Origin of the sequence: Streptomyces flavofungini, assembly GCF_041028215.1 — a bacterium.
Lineage (GTDB): Bacteria > Actinomycetota > Actinomycetes > Streptomycetales > Streptomycetaceae > Streptomyces > Streptomyces flavofungini_B.
Genome location: NZ_JASKYR010000016.1, coordinates 1 through 17,921, shown reverse-complemented (window position 1 = coordinate 17,921; position 17,921 = coordinate 1). Strand labels below are relative to the sequence as shown.

The following is a 17,921-nucleotide window of genomic DNA, read 5'->3' as shown; positions in this document are numbered from 1 at the left end:
GATGACCACCGAGGAGGGGGAGAAGCGGACCGCCCGCCGGGCCATGGCCGGGCGGCTGTCCTGGGGCCTCGCCGACCAAGCGGCCTCCAGCATGACCAACTTCGCGGTGGGCGTCTATGTGGCGCGCTCGCTCGGCGTGACCGCGTTCGGTGTGTTCAGCCTGGCCTGGCTGACCTACGGCGTGGTGCTCAACGTCGCCCGGGGCCTCGCCACCGACCCGCTCGTGGTGCGCTACAGCGGCGTGCCCGATCCGTCCTGGCGGGCGGCGGTGACCCGGTCCTCGGGCACCGCGCTCGGTGTCGGGGCGGCCATCGGCGCGGTGTGTCTGGTGGTGGGCCTCGGGCTCGGCGGCCGGGTGGGACCCGCGTTCGCCTGCCTCGGTGTGGTCCTGCCCGCGCTGCTGCTCCAGGACGCCTGGCGATACGCGTTCTTCGCCGCGGGAACGGGGCGCAAGGCGTTCGTCAACGACCTGGTGTGGGGCGTCGCGCTCGTCCCCGCCATGGTCGTGGCCGCCCGGGCGGGCAGCGTGGCCGCCTTCGTGCTGGCCTGGGGCGCGTCGGCCGGGGTCGCGGCGGCGTACGGCTGGTTCCAGTCCGGCATCCGGCCCCGGGTGGGCCGGGCGCGCGGGTGGCTGCGCGAGCACCGCGACCTCGGCTACCGCTACCTCGTCGAGAACGTCAGCCTCAGCGGCGCAAGCCAGCTGCGGGCCTATGGGCTCGGCGCGATCGTCGGGGTCGGCGCGGTGGGCGCGGTCCGGGGCGCGGAGCTGCTGCTCGGCCCGTTCCTCGCCGTGCTGATGGGCCTGTCGCTTGTCACCGTCGCCGAGGCGGCCCGGGTGCTGCGGAACGCGCCGGACCGGCTCGGCAGGTTCTGCCTCCTGCTCGGCGGCGGGCAGGCGGGCGCCGCGCTGCTGTGGGGCGCGGCGCTGCTGCTGATGCCGGACCGGGCCGGTGAGCTGGTGCTCGGCGACGTCTGGCACTCCGCCGCCCAGCTCATCGTGCCCGCCGCGCTCGGCGTCGCGGGCGCCGGTCTCGGCACCGGTGCGGCGGCCGGGCTGCGCGCGCTCGCCGCCGCCCGGCGCAGCCTGCGCTGCCAGCTCTTCGCCTCCGCCTGCTATGTGGGCGGCGGGCTCGGCGGTGCGGCCGTGGGCGGCACGGTCGGCTCGGCCTGGGGCGTCGCCGCGGCGACCCTCTGCGGCTCGGCCGTGTGGTGGCTGCACCTGCGGTCCGCCCTGCGCGAGCACCACCAGAACTCCATTCCCGAAGTGAGGACGCCTTGACCACCCAACCCCGGCTGAGCATCGGCCTGCCCGTGTACAACGGCGAGGAGTACCTCGCGGAGGCGCTCGACGCCCTGCTCGGCCAGACCTACGAGGACTTCGAGCTGGTCATCTCCGACAACGCCTCGACCGACGGGACCCAGGACATCTGCCGCCGGTACGAGGCGAAGGACTCCCGCATCCGCTACATCCGGCTGTCGCGGAACATCGGCGCGGCGCCGAACCACAACTACGTGTTCACCCAGTGCCGCGGCGAGCTGTTCAAGTGGGCCTCGCACGACGACCTGTACGCCCGCGACCTGCTGCGGCGCTGCGTCGAGGCGCTCGACGAACGGCCCGAGGTGATCCTGGCCCACTCCGACCAGGCGGTCATCGACGGCGAGGGAAAGGTGACGGTCCCCTACGACTACCGGCTCGCCACCGACTCCCCCCGGGCGCCGGAGCGCTTCCGCAGCCTGCTGTTCGAGCCCGGCGGGGACGACTTCTACGGCGTGCTGCGGGCCGATGTGCTGCGCCGGGTGAAGCCGCACGACAGCTACCACCACGCCGACCGCACGTTCGTCGCCGAGATCACCCTGCACGGGCCCTTCCACCAGGTGCCCGAGCTGCTGTACTTCCGCCGCGACCACCCCACCCGCGCCGAGCGGGCCAACCCCTCCAAGCGCTCAAGGTGCGTCAACCTGGACCCGCGCCGTGCGGGCCCGCTGCACCCGACGCCCCGGCTGCTCGCCGAGTACGTCCTCGGTTTCGCCTCGGCCATCCGGCGGGCGCCGCTGTCCTCGGCCGACCGCAGCGCCTGCTTCGGCCATCTGGCCGCGTGGCTGACCAGCCGGGTCCGGCCCGGCGCGGGCGAGCGGGTGGAGGACCGCGCCCCGGTCGACCCCGGCCAGCTCAGCGTCTCCGTCGACGATCTCGTGGCGGGCCGCGAGGGGAGAGGGGCATGAGCACCGGGAACCGGCCCCCGGTGCGCGTGGGGGTGTTCGGCCTGCTGGGCTCCGGCAACCTGGGCAACGACGGGTCCCTTGAGGCGGTGCTCGGCTATCTGCGCGCCGAGCACCCCGAGGCGGCCGTCGACGCGCTGTGCGGCGGACCCGGGACCGTATCGGCCCGGTACCGCATCCCCGCGACGCGGCTGCACTGGAACCGCGGGGAGTACCGGACCGCGTCGCGGGCGGGCGCGATCGCCGCCAAGGGCCTCGGCAAGCTCGTCGACGTCTTCCGCACCGCCGCCTGGGTGCGCCGGCACGACGTGGTGATCGTGCCGGGCATGGGGGTGCTTGAAGCGACGCTGCCGCTGCGCCCGTGGGGCTTTCCGTACGCGCTGTTCCTGCTCTGCGCCTCCGGGCGGCTGTGCGGCACCCGGGTCGCGCTGGTCGGTGTCGGCGCCTCCGCGATCAGCGACCGGCCCACCCGGGCCCTGGTGCGCTGGTCGGGGCGGCTCGCCTCCTACCGGTCCTACCGGGACGCCCAGTCCCGCGAGGCGATGCGGGCGATGGGCGTGGACACCACGCGCGACGAGGTCTACCCCGACCTCGCCTTCGCCCTGCCGACACCACCGGCCAGGTCCTCCGACGGCCCGGGGAGCGGCACGGTCTGCGTGGGCGTCATGGACTTCCACGGCGGCAACGACGACCGCGCCCGCGCCGACGAGATCCACCGGCGCTATGTGGACGGGGTGACCCGTTTCGTGCGGGCGCTGGTCGAGGACGGCAGACCGGTCCGGCTGCTCACCGGCGACACGTGCGACACGTCGGTGGTCGCCGCGATCCTCGACGCGGTGGACTCCCCGCTGGTCAGCGCCGCCGAGGCGGGCTCCCTCGCCGATCTGATGAAGGAGACGGCAGCCGCCGACGCCGTGGTGGCCACCCGCTATCACAACCTGGTCTGCGCGCTGAAGGCCGGTACGCCGACGCTCGCACTCAGCTATGCGGCCAAGAGCGACACGCTCATGGCCGAGATGGGGCTCGGCGCGTACCGCCACCCGGCCCGGGAGGTGGACGCCGACCGGCTGCTCGGACAGTTCCGGTCGCTGGAGCGGCACGCGAAGGCACTGCGCGGCACCCTCGCCGAGCGCAACCTCGACGCCACCCGGCGCCTGGAGCACCAGTTCACCGCCCTGACCGCGGCGCTGTTCCCGGCGAGCGACACCCAGCCCGCGGCCCCCGCGCTGCGGGAAACACGATGAAAGTGCGGGAGACACCATGAAAGTCACCGAAGTCCCGGCGATCGCCGGAGCGTTCCTCTTCGAGCCCACCCCCTACGCCGACGAACGCGGCTTCTTCTGCCGCACCTTCGACGCCGGCGTGGTGCGCTCGGTGGGCCTGAACCCCGACGCCTTCATCCAGGACAGCCTCTCCCGCTCGGCCCGGGGCGTGGTGCGCGGGATGCACCTGCGCTCGGGGGCCGGTGAGGCCAAGCTGGTGCGGTGTTCGTACGGGCGGATCTTCGACGTCGTCGTGGACCTCAGGACGGACTCGCCGACCTACCGTGGCCGGGCCGTCTTCGAGCTGTCCGGTGAGACGCAGGCGAGCGTGTACATCCCCGCCGGGTGCGCGCACGGCTTCCAGGCGCTGACCGAGATCGCCGACATCTCCTACCGGATCGACCGCGCCCACGATCCGGCCGAGGAAGTGACGATCGCCTTCGACGACACGGAGCTGGCCATTCCCTGGCCGCTGCCGGTCACCCTGATGTCCCAGCGGGACCGCGAGGCGCCGAGCCTCGCCGAGGCCCTGAAGCACCGAGAGAGCCGAGGTCGGCGTTGAGCACCGAAGAGTTCCGACTGCCCCGGTCCCGTGCGGCCAACGAGCGGCTGCACGCCATGATCCCCGGGGGCGCGCACACCTACGCCAAGGGCGACGACCAGTACCCCGAGGAGCTGGCCCCGGTCATCAGCCACGGCCGCGGCGCCCATGTGTGGGACGTCGACGGCAACCGCTACATCGAGTACGGTTCCGGGCTGCGGTCGGTCAGCCTCGGGCACGCCCATCCGCGGGTGCTCGACGCGGTGCGGCGCGAACTCGGCAAGGGCAGCAACTTCGTCCGGCCCTCCATCGTGGAGGTCGAGGCCGCGGAGCGTTTCCTGGCCACCGTGCCGACCGCCGAGATGGTGAAGTTCGCCAAGAACGGCTCCGACGTCACCACCGCCGCGGTGCGCCTCGCCCGCGCCGTCACCGGGCGGCCCCGGGTGGCGATCTGCGGCGACCATCCGTTCTTCTCCGTCGACGACTGGTTCATCGGCACCACGCCGATGTCCGCCGGTATCCCGGCGGCGATCACCGACCTCACCGTGGCCTTTCCCTACGGCGACCTGGCCGCCGCGGAGGAGCTGCTCACCCGCCACCGGGACGAGATCGCCTGTCTGATCCTGGAGCCCGCCGCCCACACCGAACCGCCGCCCGGATATCTGGCGGGCCTGCGGGACCTCGCCGACCGGCACGGCTGCCTGCTCGTCTTCGACGAGATGATCACCGGTCTGCGCTGGTCCGAGGCGGGCGCCCAGGGTCTGTACGGCGTCGTCCCCGACCTCTCCACGTTCGGCAAGGCACTGGGCAACGGGTTCGCGGTCTCGGCGCTCGCCGGGCGCCGTGAGGTGATGGAGCGCGGCGGCCTCCGGCACTCCGGGGAGCGGGTGTTCCTGCTGTCCACGACGCACGGTGCGGAGACCCACTCGCTGGCCGCCGCCATGGCCGTGCAGAGCACCTATGCCGAGGAGGGCATCACCGCGCGGCTGCACGCCCTGGGCGAGCGGCTGGCCGCCGGGGTCCGCGAGGCCGCGGCCAGCATGGGCGTCGGCGATCACGTCGTGGTCCGGGGCCGGGCGAGCAACCTGGTCTTCGCCACCCTGGACGAGGACCGGCAGCCCTCGCAGCGGTACCGCACCCTGTTCCTGCGCCAGCTCCTCGCGGGCGGGGTGCTCGCCCCCTCTTTCGTGGTGAGCAGTGCGCTCGACGACGCCGACATCGACCGTACCGTCGAGGTGGTGGCCCAGGCGTGCGCGGTCTACCGCAAGGCGCTGGACGCCGCCGACCCCGCCCCGTGGCTCGCGGGGCGCCCGGTGAAACCGGTCTTCCGGCGCCTGGCCTGACGTTCCGTCAGCGGCGCTCCGGCCGAGCGCCGTCGGACCTGCGGTCGGCCACCCGGTCCACCAGCCACGCCGTCGCGGGGGTCACCGCGAGCGCGGTGCACCAGCCGCCGAGGATGTCGGTCGGGTAGTGCGCGCCGAGGGCGACCTGGGCCCAGCCCATGGCCGCCCCGGCGACCAGCGCCGCGCCGAGAACGAGCAGGACGCCCGCCGTTCTGCCGAGGCCGAGCCGGACGGTCGCGCAGAGCGCGGCCATCAGGGCGAGGGCGGTGAGGAAGGCGGTGTGTCCGCTGGGGTAGGACAGGTTGCCGTCGTGGATGGTGCGCCCCGCCAGGGACTTGATCAGCGTCGTCGCCCCCACGGCCGTGACGACGCCCGCCACGACGAGCACGGCGGCACGGGGCCGTCGCAGCAGCAGGCAGCCCGCCACGGCGGCCACGACCAGCACCGCCGCTCCGGCGGGCTCGCCCAGGAAGTCGATGGCCAGCGCGAGGGGACGCCACAGCGGCCCCACGCTGTCGTCCGTCGGCTGGACGAACCACCTGTCCACCCTGCCCGGCTGGGTGTGCCCGGCGTACATGACCCCGACGACGGCCACCACCAGGGTGGCCAGGCACGCGATCAGCCCGAGCCACCCGCGCAGCTCCGGGGGCAGCACCTCGGGTGCCCGCCGACCGGTCACGCGCGCGCCCTGTGCGGGGGACCGCGTCACCGGGCCGTCCCCTCGACGGTGACCTTCTCGGCCCCGATCCGCCGCATGCGCGCGGTGCCCCACTCCCCCAGGGACGCGAGGGCCGTGTTGAGCGAGACCCCGTGCTCGGTCAGCGAGTACTCGACCTTCGGCGGGACCTCCCGGTACACCTCGCGGTGGACGAGTCCGTCCTCCTCCATCTCCCGCAGGTGCTGGATCAGCATCTTCTCGCTGACACCGGGCAGGCCGCGCCGGAGCTCGGCGAACCTGCGGGTCCCGTGGTGGTGCAACTCCCAGAGAATCAGCGACTTCCACTTGCCCGCGACGACGTCCATCGCCGCGTCGATGCCGCAGAAGTAGGGTCCCCTTCGCGCTGCCGTCGCCATCCGCCCCTCCAGGACGTACTTACTCACGAGTGAGTACCCCACTAATTAGTCCGTACTGGTCAACTCTACTGCCCGCGACCAGGATTCAGGGGAAACGGCATTCAGGGAAAAGCCGAGGACGAGGGGAAAGCGCGGAAATGACAACGCACAGCAGTGACCAGGTGAGTGTGCTCGGGCTCGGGGCGATGGGCAGTGCTCTCGCGGGCGCCCTGGTGAAGGCCGGACACCCGACGACCGTCTGGAACCGCACGCCCGGAAAGGCGGACGCTATCGTCGCCCTTGGCGCGGAGTCCGCCGCCACGGCGGAAGACGCGGTCCGGGCGAGCCGGTTGGTGATCGCGTGCCTGCTGGACCACGCCTCGGTCCTTGAGGTGCTCGGCCCGCTCTCCGCCGAGCTCGCCGGGCGGACCCTGGTCAATGTGACCACGACGGCACCGGCGCAGTCACGGGAGTTGGCCGCCTGGGCCGCCGACGCCGGTGTCGCGTATCTGGACGGCGGCATCATGGCCGTACCGGACATGATCGGGCGGCCCGGGTCGTCGGTCCTCTACAGCGGGTCGGCCGAGGTCTTCGACCGGCACAAGCCGCTGCTCGACCTGTGGGGGGACAGTGCCTACTTCGGCGAGGACGCCGGTCTCGCGTCCCTGTTCGACCTCGCCCTGCTGGCGGGCATGTACGTCATGTTCGCCGGGTTCCTGCACGGCGCCGCCATGGTCGCGCCGGAAGGAGTGACGGCGAGCGCGTTCGCGGAGCGTGCCGCGCCCTGGCTGGCCGCCATGACCGGCGGCTTCCAGGGTTTCGCCGCGGTCGTCGACGGCGGGGACTACACCGTCGAGGGGCAGCAGAGCCTCGGCTTCTCCAGCCTCGACGACCTCATCGCCGCCACGTCCGGACAGGGCATCAGCACCGAGGTGGTCGACATGGTCCAGCGGCTGATCCGGCGTCAGATCGACGCGGGTCACGGGGAGGAGGGCTTCGCCCGCATCATCGAGAGCATCAGGCAGCCCGCACACTGACGGCGAGCCGAGGGGGCCCGGTACCGGCACCGGGCCCCCTCTCGCGCCCACGGAAGCCCATGTGGCGTAGATCACCATTGACCCCTCAGCTGACCACATGCCATTAATATGGATAGATACAAACGGCCAAAGCAGCTATTTCGAAGTCCATTTGACGCCGTCGGCCAATGAATAAAGGACCGGCATCCCAAGGCAACCCACTCTGCCCTTTCCCCGCATTCGGCGTCCCCTGATAAACATGTGCAGCCTTGCGTTCGTCCGTTTTATACGTACGGCCTTGCGTTTATTCCTGTGAAGGGTAATACGTGTCCTCCCCCCGCACCGCCGCAGCACCGCAACGCCCCGACACCGTAACGGACTTCGCACCCCTGTCACTGGCGCAGGAGCGGCTGTGGGTCCTGGCACGCATGGACGGCGACGCCAGTGCCGCCTACAACGAGACGATGCCCTTCGATCTGCGGGGGCCGCTGGACCGGGACCTGCTCCTCCAGGCGCTGCACTCGCTGGCCGCCCGGCACGAGGCGCTGCGCACCCGGCTCGTGCCCTCCGGCGGTTCGGCGCTCCAGGTCGTCGATCCGCCCGCATCCGGCTTCCCGGTGACCTTCGAGGATCTGACCGGATCGCCGGACGCCTCCGAGCGGTTCGCGCGGGTGCGGCACGAGGTGGAGAGCGCCCCGTTCCGACTGGGCGAGGAGCCCATGGCGCGAGGGTGTCTCGTGGCACTCGCACCGGATCACCACGTCCTGCTTCTGGTGGCCCATCACATCGTCTTCGACGGCTGGTCACGCTCGCTGCTGCTGCGTGAACTGGGGCTCCTCTACACCGCGCTCCGGGAGGGACGGGACGCCTCACTGCCCGAACTGACCCGTCCGTACAGCGACTACACCCGCTGGCAGTGGGAGTGGATGTCGGGCGAGGAGCCCGCCGCGCACGCCGATTACTGGACCACCGCGCTGGCCGGTGCCCCGGCCGTGCTCTCGCTGCCCACCGACCGGCCCCGTCCCCCGGAGCAGGACTTCCGCGGCGCCAGGGTGCCCGTGACGGTCGACGAGGAGCTGACGCGCGCGCTGCGCGATCTCGCCACGAGCCATGGGGTCTCCCTGTACGCGACCGTCCTCACCGGCTGGTCGGTGCTGCTCTCGCTGCTCTCGGGCCAGGACGACATCGTTGTCGGTGCCCCGACGTCCAACCGGCGCCGCGGTGACGTCGAGTCCCTCATCGGCTTCTTCGTCAACACCCTCGCCCTGCGCGCCGACCTGTCCGGCTCCCCCACCGTCGGCGACGCGCTGCGGCAGGTGAACCAGCGCGTGCGGGACGGCCTCAGCCATGTCGACCTGCCCTTCGAGCGCGTGGTCGAGCTGGTCAACCCGCCCCGCAGCCCCGCCCATACGGCGCTCTTCCAGACCATGTTCGCCTGGGTTCCCTCCATGCGTCAGGAGCTGGACCTGCCCGGCGTGGAGGTGCGGCTGCGGGAGGACGCCGCCCACGTCCCGGCCAAGTTCGACATGGTCCTGGCCCTGGCCGACGAGGGCCGCACCCTCACCGGGGAGATCGACTACGCGGTGGCGCTCTTCGACCGCCCGACCGTCGAGCGCCACATACGCCAGTTCCTGCGCGTCCTGCGCCTGATGGCCGACCGGCCGCACGCCGGGATCGCCGACCTGACGCTCCTGGACGAGGACGAACAGCGCGAACTCATCGCCGCCTTCAGCACCGGGCCCCAACCGGCGGCTACCGGCGCGGAGGCCGCCCCCGGGCTCCTTGAGCGCTTCGCGGCCCAGGTGCGGCGGCGCCCCGGGCAGACGGCGGTCGTGGCCGGGGACACCGCCCTGGACTACGCGACGCTCGATCGCCGGGCCAACCGGCTCGCCGACGCGCTGACCGCCCGTGGTGTCCGCCCCGATCAGGTGGTGGGCCTGCACACCGGGCGCACGGTCGACCTCGCCGTCGGCGTGCTCGGCATCCTCAAGGCAGGGGCCGCCTACCTGCCCCTCGACCCCGAGCAGCCGCCCGAGCGCCTCGCCGCCATGGTGAGCGACGCCGCGCCCGCCCTCGTACTCACCGACCGGACCGACCCGGCGGGCGACGCCGGACAGGCCTGGGAGCACCTCGCGAAGGTGGCGGCCGAGGGCCGACGCGACGACGCGCCGGGCATCACCGACGACCCGGCCCGCCTCGCGTACGTCATCTACACCTCGGGATCGACCGGCCGCCCCAAGGGCGTGGCCGTGACGCACGGCAGCGTCGTCAACCTCTTCGAGCACTGGCGCGAGCTGATGGGAGACGCCCCTGGCGAAGCCGCGTCGGCCTGGTCGAGCATCGGATTCGACGCCTCCGTGCACGAGTTGCTCATGCCGCTGACCACGGGCGCGGTGCTGCACCTGGTACCGGACGAGCTGCGGGGCGACCCCGCCGCGCTGATGGACTGGCTGCGTGAGCACCGGGTCACCCAGGCCTTCCTGCCCCCGTCGTTCGTCCTGTGGATCGACGAGGACCCCGCCGCCCGCCTCGCCGGGCTGAGTTTGCGTCAGCTCCTCACCGGAGTGGAGCCGCTGCCGGAGAGCGCCCTGCACCGCATGCGCGCGGCCCTGCCCGGACTGCGCGTCTGCTTCGGCTACGGACCGACCGAGGCGACGCTGTACGCCGTCGCCCACACCGACCCCCGCCCGAACGAGCGGTCCTGCCCCATCGGGCGGCCGGTGCGCGGCACCCGGCTGTACCTCCTCGACCAGCGGATGCGCCCGGTGCCGGTGGGGGTCTCCGGTGAGGTCTACCTCGGCGGGGCGAGCCTGGCCCGGGGTTACCTCAACCGGCCCGACCTCACCGACGAGCGGTTCCTGCCCGATCCCTTCCTGCCCGGCGAACGCGTCTACCGCACCGGTGACCTGGCCCGCTGGCTGCCGGACGGCAACGCCGAGTACGTCGGCAGGGGCGACGACCAGCTCAAGCTGCGGGGCTTCCGCATCGAACCCGGCGAGGTCGAGGCGGCGCTGCTCGCGGTGCCCGGCGTGCGCGAGGCCGTGGTGCTCGCCGACCGCGAGGCACCCGGAGGACCCCGGCTGATCGCCGGGGTGGGCGGTGCCGACGGGGCCGCGCGCTCACCGTACGAGTGGCGGGCGGCGCTCAAGGACCGGCTGCCGGACTACATGATCCCCGCCGTGGTCGCCGAGTTCGCGCGGCTGCCGCTGAACCGCAGCGGCAAGGTGGACCGCGCGGCCGTGCTCGAAGCCGCGGCCGGGTCACTCGCCGGGCGGGTCAACACGGCCGCGCCCCGCGACCACACGGAGATGGCGCTCTACCGGATCTGGCGGCGTGTGCTGCTGCACCCGGAGGTCGGCATCGGCGACAACTTCTTCGAGCTCGGCGGCACCTCGATATCCGCGATCAAGATGGCCGCCGCCGTCCAGGAGGAACTCGGGGTCGCCCTGCCGGTCCGTGAGGTCATGCTGCACCCCACCATCGAGGCGCTCGCCGAGCGGGTCCGCGCCGACGGAACCTCGCGGGGCACGGAGAACAGCAGCCTGGTGGAGTTCCGCGCGGGCGACGGCGGACAGCGCGTGGTGTGCGTCCACCCCGCGGGCGGCACCGCGTTCTGCTACCTGCAACTGTCGACGGCGCTCCCCGACGAGGTGGGCGTGGTCGGTCTCCAGGCACCCGGCATCAACCCCGGGGAATCGGTGCTGCCCGGTGTTGAGGCGATGGCCGAGGAGTATCTGCGCCTGGTCGCTCCCCGCCCCGACGAGGCACTGGTGCTGTGCGGTCTCTCCTACGGAGGGCTCATCGCCCACGAGATGGGCCGTCTTCTGATGGCGTCGGGCCACGAGCGGGTCAGCGTGGTCCTGCTCGACACCCATGGCGCGGCGGACGAAGAGCAGCGCGCCGCGATCGCTCCGGTGGGCATGGCGGAGTTCCGGGACAAGCTCGTGCGCTTCAACGGCATGTACCCGGGCATCGACGACGACCAGGTGGCCCGCTATCTGACCGTCTACAACCACCACCGGGAGACCGCGCGCGACCACGAGGTGCCCGTCTCGCCCGCCCGTGTCGTGCTGCTCCAGGCGACCGCCGTGGCGGACGAGGACGACGGCGCGGGGCTGCGCGCGTTCTGGGAACGCCGGGTCACCGGCCCGTTCGAGGTCGTCCCGGTGGCCTGCGGCCACTGGGACATGCTGGAGAGCGATGAGCTGCCGCGCGTCGCCGCCGTCCTCACCGCTGAACTGGAGCGGCTCGGGACCGGCCCCGGCGGAGCCGCTGAACCGCGCCGGGCCGGGCCGGACCCCGGCACGGCCGCGTCGCGGCGTCCGGCCCTCTCCGGCTCCCCGGAGGCGTGATGGAACCGCGCATCGACACCACGCACACCGACGGGCGCGAGGGCGGGGACGGAGCGGACGGGCTCGCCCTCGGGGTGCACCGCCAGGCGCTGCGGACGCCGGACGCGGAGGCGGTCGCCGACGGCGGGGTGCGGCTGACCTACGCGCAACTCGACGCCGCCGCCGCTTCTGTGGCCGAGGCGCTCGGCGCCCGGGGCGTGCGGCCGGGGCAGGCCGTCGCGGTGGCGCTGCCCCGCTCCTGGCAACTCATCGGCGTACTGCTGGGCGTCCTGCGGCTGGGGGCCACGGTGGTGCCCCTGGACGCCCAGAGCCCCGCCGAGCGCCGCCGCTTCATCCTGGAGGACTCCGGGGCGGCCACGCTGGTGTACGCGCGGGACGACATCGCCGCCGGGCTCGCGCGGGGTGTGACGGCGCTGGCCGTGGACTCGCTGCTGACCGGTCCGCCGGAAGCCCCGGCGGTGGCAGGGGCACCCCGGGCCGGAAGCGGTGAGGTGTCCTTCGTCTTCTACACCTCCGGCACGACCGGGCGGCCCAAGGGCGTCGAGGTGGGCGACGCCGGAGTCATGCGGCTCGCGCGCCCCGGCTACCTCCGCATCGAGGCCGGTATGCGCTACGCCTGCCTGGCCAACCCGGCGTTCGACGCGCTGAGCTTCGAGGTGTGGACCCCGCTGCTGACCGGCGGCTGCTGCGTGGTGCTCGGCGACGGGGACGTACAGACGCCGGAGCGGCTCGCCGAGGCGCTGCGGCGCGAGCGGGTGGACACCTGCTTCGTCACGACCTCGCTGTTCAACGCGGTGGTCACCGCCGTGCCCGACTGCTTCGCGGCGGCCCGGCAAGTGCTGGTGGGCGGCGAGCAGCTCAACGCGCCCCTCATGCGCCGCTGGTACCGGGACAACCCCGGCAGCCGCACCCGTCTGTTCAACGTCTACGGTCCGACGGAATGCACGACCTTCGCCCTGTGCCATCCGCTGCCGCGCGACTTCTCCGCCGACGTGGTGCCGATCGGTCACCCCCTGCCGCTGACCGGTGCCGTGCTGGTCGTGCCGGGCCAGGAGCGGACCGCCGCGCCCGGTGAGGTCGCCGAACTCCTGCTGAGCGGCGCCGGTCTCGCCCGCGCCTACCGCAACCTGCCCGAGGAGACCGAGCGGCGCTTCGTGCGGCTCGCCTGGCTCGACGGCGGCAAGGAACGGCACTACCGCACCGGTGACCTGGTCCGCGCCGACGGCCGGGGGCGCGTGGAGTACATCGGGCGCACCGACCGCCAGGTCAAGGTCCGCGGTTTCCGCATCGAGCCCGGTGAGGTGGAGCGGCAGATCCTCGCCCACCCGGCCATCCACCAGGCGTACGTGTGCACGCACCGCGCCGACCCGTCCGCTCCCTACGAGCTCCTTGCGTTCGTCGTGCCGCAGCGGGAGGTGTCGTACGAGGAGTTCGCCGGTCATCTGAGCACCCGCCTGCCCGGGTACATGCGCCCGCACCGGATACACCGGCTCACGGAGCTGCCGCTCAACCCCAACGGCAAGGTCGACCAGTCGGCGCTGCTCGAACGGCCGGTCCTGCCCTGGCGGCCCTCGGCCCCTGGACAGGCCCCCGTGACGGGTCCCGCCCGCGAGGTCATCGCGCTGGCCGAGGAGGTCCTCTCGACGGACGGACTCGGCCTCGGTGACCGGTGGATCGCGAGCGGCGGTGATTCCCTGAAGGCCCTGCGGCTGAGCTTCGCGGTGCGGCGGCGCTGGGGTGTCGACGTACCACCGGCGCGCATCCTCCACGGTGACCTGGGCGATGTCGCGGAGGCCGTCGCCACGGCCGGGCCCGGTGGGCGGTCCGCCCATCCGGTACCGCTGACCGCCGGGGCCGACGAGGCGCCGGCCACCAGCGAGCAGCAGCGGCTGTGGCTGCTCCAGCGCCGGACGCCGACGTCGCTCGCGTACTCCGTCAACCAGGTCTTCCGCGTGGACGGTCCGGTCGACACCGCCGCCCTGCGCCATGCGCTGCGGTCCCTGGTCGAGCGGCATGTCGCGCTGCGCACCGGCTTCGGCACCGGCCCGCAGGGGCTTCGCCAGCGCGTGGGCGCCGTCTACGACCCCTGGTGCGAGCCGGAGCCCCGGCCGGTGTGGGACGAGGCCGCCGCGCACGCGTTCGCCGACACCTTCTTCGCCGAGCCGTTCGACCTCGCCGTCCCCCGCATGCTGCGGGCCTGCTGGCTGCCGGACGACGCGGGCGGCACGCTGCTGCTGCACCTGCACCACATCGCCGTCGACGGCTGGTCGCTGAGCGTCCTGCTGCGCGACCTGTCCGCCGCGTACGCGGAGAGGGTCACCGGCCCCGGACCGGCGGCGGCACCTGCCCCGACGACGGCGACGGCGCCCGACCCGCTCGACCTCGCCGCCTGGCAGAGCGACTGGTTCGCCACCGGGGCCTACCGCGCCCAGCGCGACGGCCTTCTCGCGTACTACCGGGGCCTGGAGACGGAACGGGAACCGCTGCCCGCCGCCGGTCACATCGGCCCCGCGGCTCAGGACCCCCGGGCACGGCTGCTGCACACCTCCCTTGACGCCACCGGCCGGACGGCCGTGGACCGGCTCTGTGCCGAACTCGGACTCACCCGCTTCCAGGTGCTGCTCGGTGTCTTCGCGTGGAGCCTGTACGGCGTGACCGGGCTGGTCAGTCCCCGGATAGCCGCCCCTGTCGCCAACCGCCCGGTGCGCGAGTTCGAGGACAGCGTGGGCATGTGGGCCAACACCGTCCTGCTCCCGGTGACCGTTGACCCCGGCGAGGAACTGCGCTCGCAGCTCACCCGTATGGCGGCGGGCACCGCGCGGGTGCTGCGGCACCAGGGCGTGTCCCTCGCGGACGTGCTGACCGGGTGGGAGGCGGTCGGTGACGGCACCCCGTTCGATGTGCTGTTCGTCCTGGAGAACACCGACTTCGGGGCGTTGCGGCTGCCCGGCTGCGGGCAGCGGCCCCTGTGGTGGGCCCCGTCGGAGGCCAAGTGCCCGCTGACGGTCTCCGTGATCGAGCACGCCGACGGTCTCGACGTGCTGTGGGAGTACGCCGACGACCGCTTCACGGGCGCGGCCGTCGACGCGATGGCCGACCTGTTCCGGCAGGGTGTGCGGGCCCTCGCCGCCCCCTCACCGGCGCGCCGCACGGCCCGCGAACTGGTCGCGGCCCACCGGCGTTCGCTGCCCGCGCACGGTCGCGGGCCCGCTCCCCTGCCGGGCTTCACCACGGTCGCCGAGGGCTTCGCACGGCAGGTCGCCCGCACGCCCGACGCGACCGCCGTCCGCACCGCGGACGGCGGCACGCTCGCATACGGCGCGCTCGACGCCCTGGCCGAGCACCTCGCCACGGACCTGGCCACGCGCTACGCGATTCCGGCGGACGGCGGCCCCTGCCGGGCCGCCCTGTACCTGGAGCCGTCCGTCGAGCACGTGGTGGCCCTGCTCGCGCTGGCACGCCTGAACGTCACCGCCGTCCCCCTCGATCCCTCGTACCCGGACGAGGTGCTGCGGCGCGTTCTGGAGCAGGTCGACCCGGTGTGCGTCCTGGTCGCGCCCACGGGCGCACCGGCCCTCGACGCGCTCTGCCCCGAGGGAGTGACGCGCCACCCCGTCACCCTGCCGGACCCGGACGCGGTCCCGGGGCCCCGACCGACCGGCGGCGCCCCCACCCCGTACGACACCCGTGCCCACGAGGGCGTCCGGCCGCTGTACACCCTGTTCACCTCCGGCTCGACGGGTGTGCCCAAGGGGGTGCAGATCTTCGACCGTACGCTGTGCGATCTGCTGCGCTGGCAGGCCGGGCCCGGCGGGCTGCGCGGCCCGGCGGCGACCCAGCAGTTCTCCATGCTGTCATTCGACGTGTCGTTCCAGGAGATCTTCGCGACGCTGTGCGGCGGCGGGAGTCTTCAGCTCATCCGCCCCGAGTGGCGCCAGGACGTTCCCGCGCTGCTCGACCGGCTTGAGGAAGCGGGCACCGAGCGGATCTTCATGCCGTACGTGGCGCTGCACCTGCTCGCCGAGTACGGGGTGCGGCTCGGCCGGTTCCCCTCCCGGCTGCGCGAGGTGGTCACCGCGGGCGAGCAACTGGTGTGCACCGACGCCATCCGCCGGTGGTTCACCGGCCTGCCCGATGCCCGGCTGTTCAACCACTACGGGCCGACCGAGACGCATGTCGTCAGTGCCCTGTGCCTGGCAGGTGACCCGTCCGGGTGGCCGGAGCGGCCCGCCATCGGCCGTCCGGTCGCGGGCGCCGATCTGCGGGTGGTGGACGCCTCGGGCGACCCGGTGCCGCCCGGGTGCGTCGGTGAGCTGCTCATCGGCGGCACCATGACGACCCGCTGCTATCTCGGTGCGCCCGCGCTCAACGACACCCGCTTCGTCGAGGTGCCGGAGGCGGGGCTGTTCTACCGCAGCGGGGACCGGGCCTTCTTCGACGGCTCGGGGCTGCTGCACTACGCGGGCCGCGACGACCAGCAGGTCAAGTTCAGCGGGCACCGCCTCGAACTCGGCTCCGTGGAAGCCGCCCTGCTGCGCCACGCCTCGGTGGTCAACGCCGTCGTCGCGCGCGATGGCGACGGCCTGACGGCCTGTCTGGAGTTCCGGGGCGAGGCCCCCACCGCCGACGGCCTGATCGCCCATCTCTCGGCGCTGCTGCCTTCCTACGTACGGGTGGAGCGCTTCCGGCGTCTTGAGCGGCTGCCGCGCACACCCAGCGGCAAACTGGACCGGGTGGCGGCACTGCGGGCGCCGGGCGAGGAGATACGGCGTGCGCCCGTCGGCCGCACCGGCCTCTCGGCCGGGGAGGAGCGGCTCACCGCCGCGTTCGAGGCGGTGACCGGTGCGGCGATCGACCCGGAGCAGACCTTCTTCGACGCGGGTGCGTCCAGCCTCACCCTTATGCGCTTCCATCTGCGCTGCACCAACGAACTCGGGCTCCGCTTCGGCGTCGCGGACCTGTTCGAGCACGTCACCGTCCGCGCCCTGGCCCGTCATCTGGCCGTGGCCGCCGGGGACGACCCCGCGCCGCGTACCGGGATCACGGTGCAGGGAGTTCAGGGGGTCCAAGGGACCCGGCGCGTTCAGGGGGTTGAGGGCGAGCGTCCCGGCCCCGGCGAACCCGTCGCGGTCGTCGGCATGGCCGTACGGGTGCCCGGCGCCCCTGACCTGGCCGCCTTCTGGGACCTGGTGGTCTCGGGCGGGACCGGCATCCGCCGCTTCGACGCCCCTGAGGGCGTCATCGGCGCGCACAGCACCCTCGACGGGCTGCTCGACTTCGACCCCGCCCACTTCGGCATCAGCCCGCAGGAAGCACGTCTGATGGATCCGCAGCAGCGCCACATGCTGATGGCCTGTACGCAGGCGCTGGCCCACGCCGGTGTCGCGGACACCGCGCGGACGCGCGTCGGCCTGGTGGCCGGTGCCGGGGAGAACACCTACTTCCAGTCCCTGCTGCGCGAGGCGGACCCCGCCCGGCTGCCCGACGGCTTCCAGCTCGCCCTCCACCACGACAAGGACTTCCTCGCCACCAAGGCGGCCTACCACCTCGGCCTGACCGGCCCGGCCTTCAGCGCCCAGACGGCGTGCTCCAGTTCGCTGGTGGCCGTGCACCTCGCGGCCGGTCTGCTCCGGCAGGGCGACGCGGAGGTGATGCTCGCGGCGGGCGTCCTCGCCGACCCAGGCCTGACCGGCGGCTACCGCTACCGGCCGCAGCACATCTTCTCCGCCGACGGCGACTGCCGTCCCTTCAGCGACGATTCGAGCGGCACGGTCGGCGCGAGCGGCGTCGGCGTCGTGGTGCTCAAACCCCTGCGGGCGGCCCGGCGGGACGGCGACACCGTCTACGCGGTGATCACGGGCTCCGCCGTCAACAACGACGGCGCGGCCAAGATGACGTACACCGCGCCGTCCCTGGCCGGGCAGCGCGAGGTGATCCGCGCGGCCCTGGACCGCGCCGGACGCACCGGCGCCGACCTCGGCTACGTCGAGGCGCACGGGACCGGCACCCGCCTCGGCGACCCGATCGAGGTGAGCGCGCTGCGGCAGGCGTTCGACGTGACCGAGTCCGGACGCTGCGCGCTCAGCTCCGTCAAGAGCCAGCTCGGCCACATGGGTGCCGCCGCCGGTGTGGTG

General features: G+C 73.3%; 10 protein-coding genes. 8 read left to right on the top strand and 2 right to left on the bottom strand.

What is annotated here, in order from left to right; genetic code table 11:
- Position 1: 1 nt before the first annotated feature.
- Genes AB8Z36_RS02540 through AB8Z36_RS02520 form a run of 5 tightly spaced genes read left to right on the top strand, consistent with a single transcriptional unit; the run spans position 2 to position 5,366 of the window.
- Positions 2 to 1,279, top strand: coding sequence for a hypothetical protein (locus AB8Z36_RS02540; RefSeq protein ID WP_369211508.1), 1,278 nt, complete (start codon positions 2 to 4; stop codon positions 1,277 to 1,279).
- Positions 1,276 to 2,223 carry a glycosyltransferase family 2 protein gene (locus tag AB8Z36_RS02535; RefSeq protein WP_369211507.1) on the top strand — a complete coding sequence of 316 codons (948 nt, stop codon included), beginning with the start codon at positions 1,276 to 1,278 and terminating at the stop codon, positions 2,221 to 2,223. Before AB8Z36_RS02540 ends, AB8Z36_RS02535 begins: the two co-directional genes overlap by 4 nt.
- Positions 2,220 to 3,464, top strand: a complete 1,245-nt coding sequence (locus AB8Z36_RS02530) for a polysaccharide pyruvyl transferase family protein (RefSeq protein ID WP_369211506.1) — start codon at positions 2,220 to 2,222, stop codon at positions 3,462 to 3,464. Before AB8Z36_RS02535 ends, AB8Z36_RS02530 begins: the two co-directional genes overlap by 4 nt.
- Positions 3,465 to 3,480: 16 nt before the next feature.
- Positions 3,481 to 4,044, top strand: a complete 564-nt coding sequence (rfbC, locus tag AB8Z36_RS02525) for a dTDP-4-dehydrorhamnose 3,5-epimerase (protein WP_369211505.1) — start codon at positions 3,481 to 3,483, stop codon at positions 4,042 to 4,044.
- Positions 4,041 to 5,366 carry a glutamate-1-semialdehyde 2,1-aminomutase gene (locus AB8Z36_RS02520; RefSeq protein WP_369211504.1) on the top strand — a complete coding sequence of 442 codons (1,326 nt, stop codon included), beginning with the start codon at positions 4,041 to 4,043 and terminating at the stop codon, positions 5,364 to 5,366. Before rfbC ends, AB8Z36_RS02520 begins: the two co-directional genes overlap by 4 nt.
- Before the next feature lie 7 nt (positions 5,367 to 5,373).
- Here AB8Z36_RS02520 and AB8Z36_RS02515 read toward each other — a convergent pair whose 3' ends face one another.
- Together AB8Z36_RS02515 and AB8Z36_RS02510 are read right to left on the bottom strand one after the other, a co-directional pair.
- Positions 5,374 to 6,045: a phosphatase PAP2 family protein gene (locus tag AB8Z36_RS02515; protein WP_369211503.1), complete on the bottom strand. Its 672-nt coding sequence runs from the start codon at positions 6,043 to 6,045 to the stop codon at positions 5,374 to 5,376.
- Positions 6,046 to 6,071: 26 nt separating this feature from the next.
- Positions 6,072 to 6,440: a winged helix-turn-helix transcriptional regulator gene (locus tag AB8Z36_RS02510; protein ID WP_369211519.1), complete on the bottom strand. Its 369-nt coding sequence runs from the start codon at positions 6,438 to 6,440 to the stop codon at positions 6,072 to 6,074.
- Between the two features lie 137 nt (positions 6,441 to 6,577).
- On the opposite strand from AB8Z36_RS02510, the gene AB8Z36_RS02505 reads away from it, so the two are divergent.
- The 3 genes from AB8Z36_RS02505 to AB8Z36_RS02495 all read left to right on the top strand — a co-directional run.
- A complete protein-coding gene (locus AB8Z36_RS02505; protein WP_369211502.1) occupies positions 6,578 to 7,456 on the top strand; it encodes an NAD(P)-dependent oxidoreductase in 879 nt (292 codons plus the stop codon).
- Between the two features lie 305 nt (positions 7,457 to 7,761).
- Positions 7,762 to 11,787 (top strand): non-ribosomal peptide synthetase, encoded by a 4,026-nt coding sequence (locus AB8Z36_RS02500; RefSeq protein ID WP_369211501.1) that lies wholly within the window; start codon positions 7,762 to 7,764, stop codon positions 11,785 to 11,787.
- Positions 11,787 to 17,921: amino acid adenylation domain-containing protein (locus AB8Z36_RS02495; RefSeq protein WP_369211500.1), on the top strand; the 6,135-nt coding region annotated here is incomplete at its 3' end. The genes AB8Z36_RS02500 and AB8Z36_RS02495, both read left to right, overlap by 1 nt.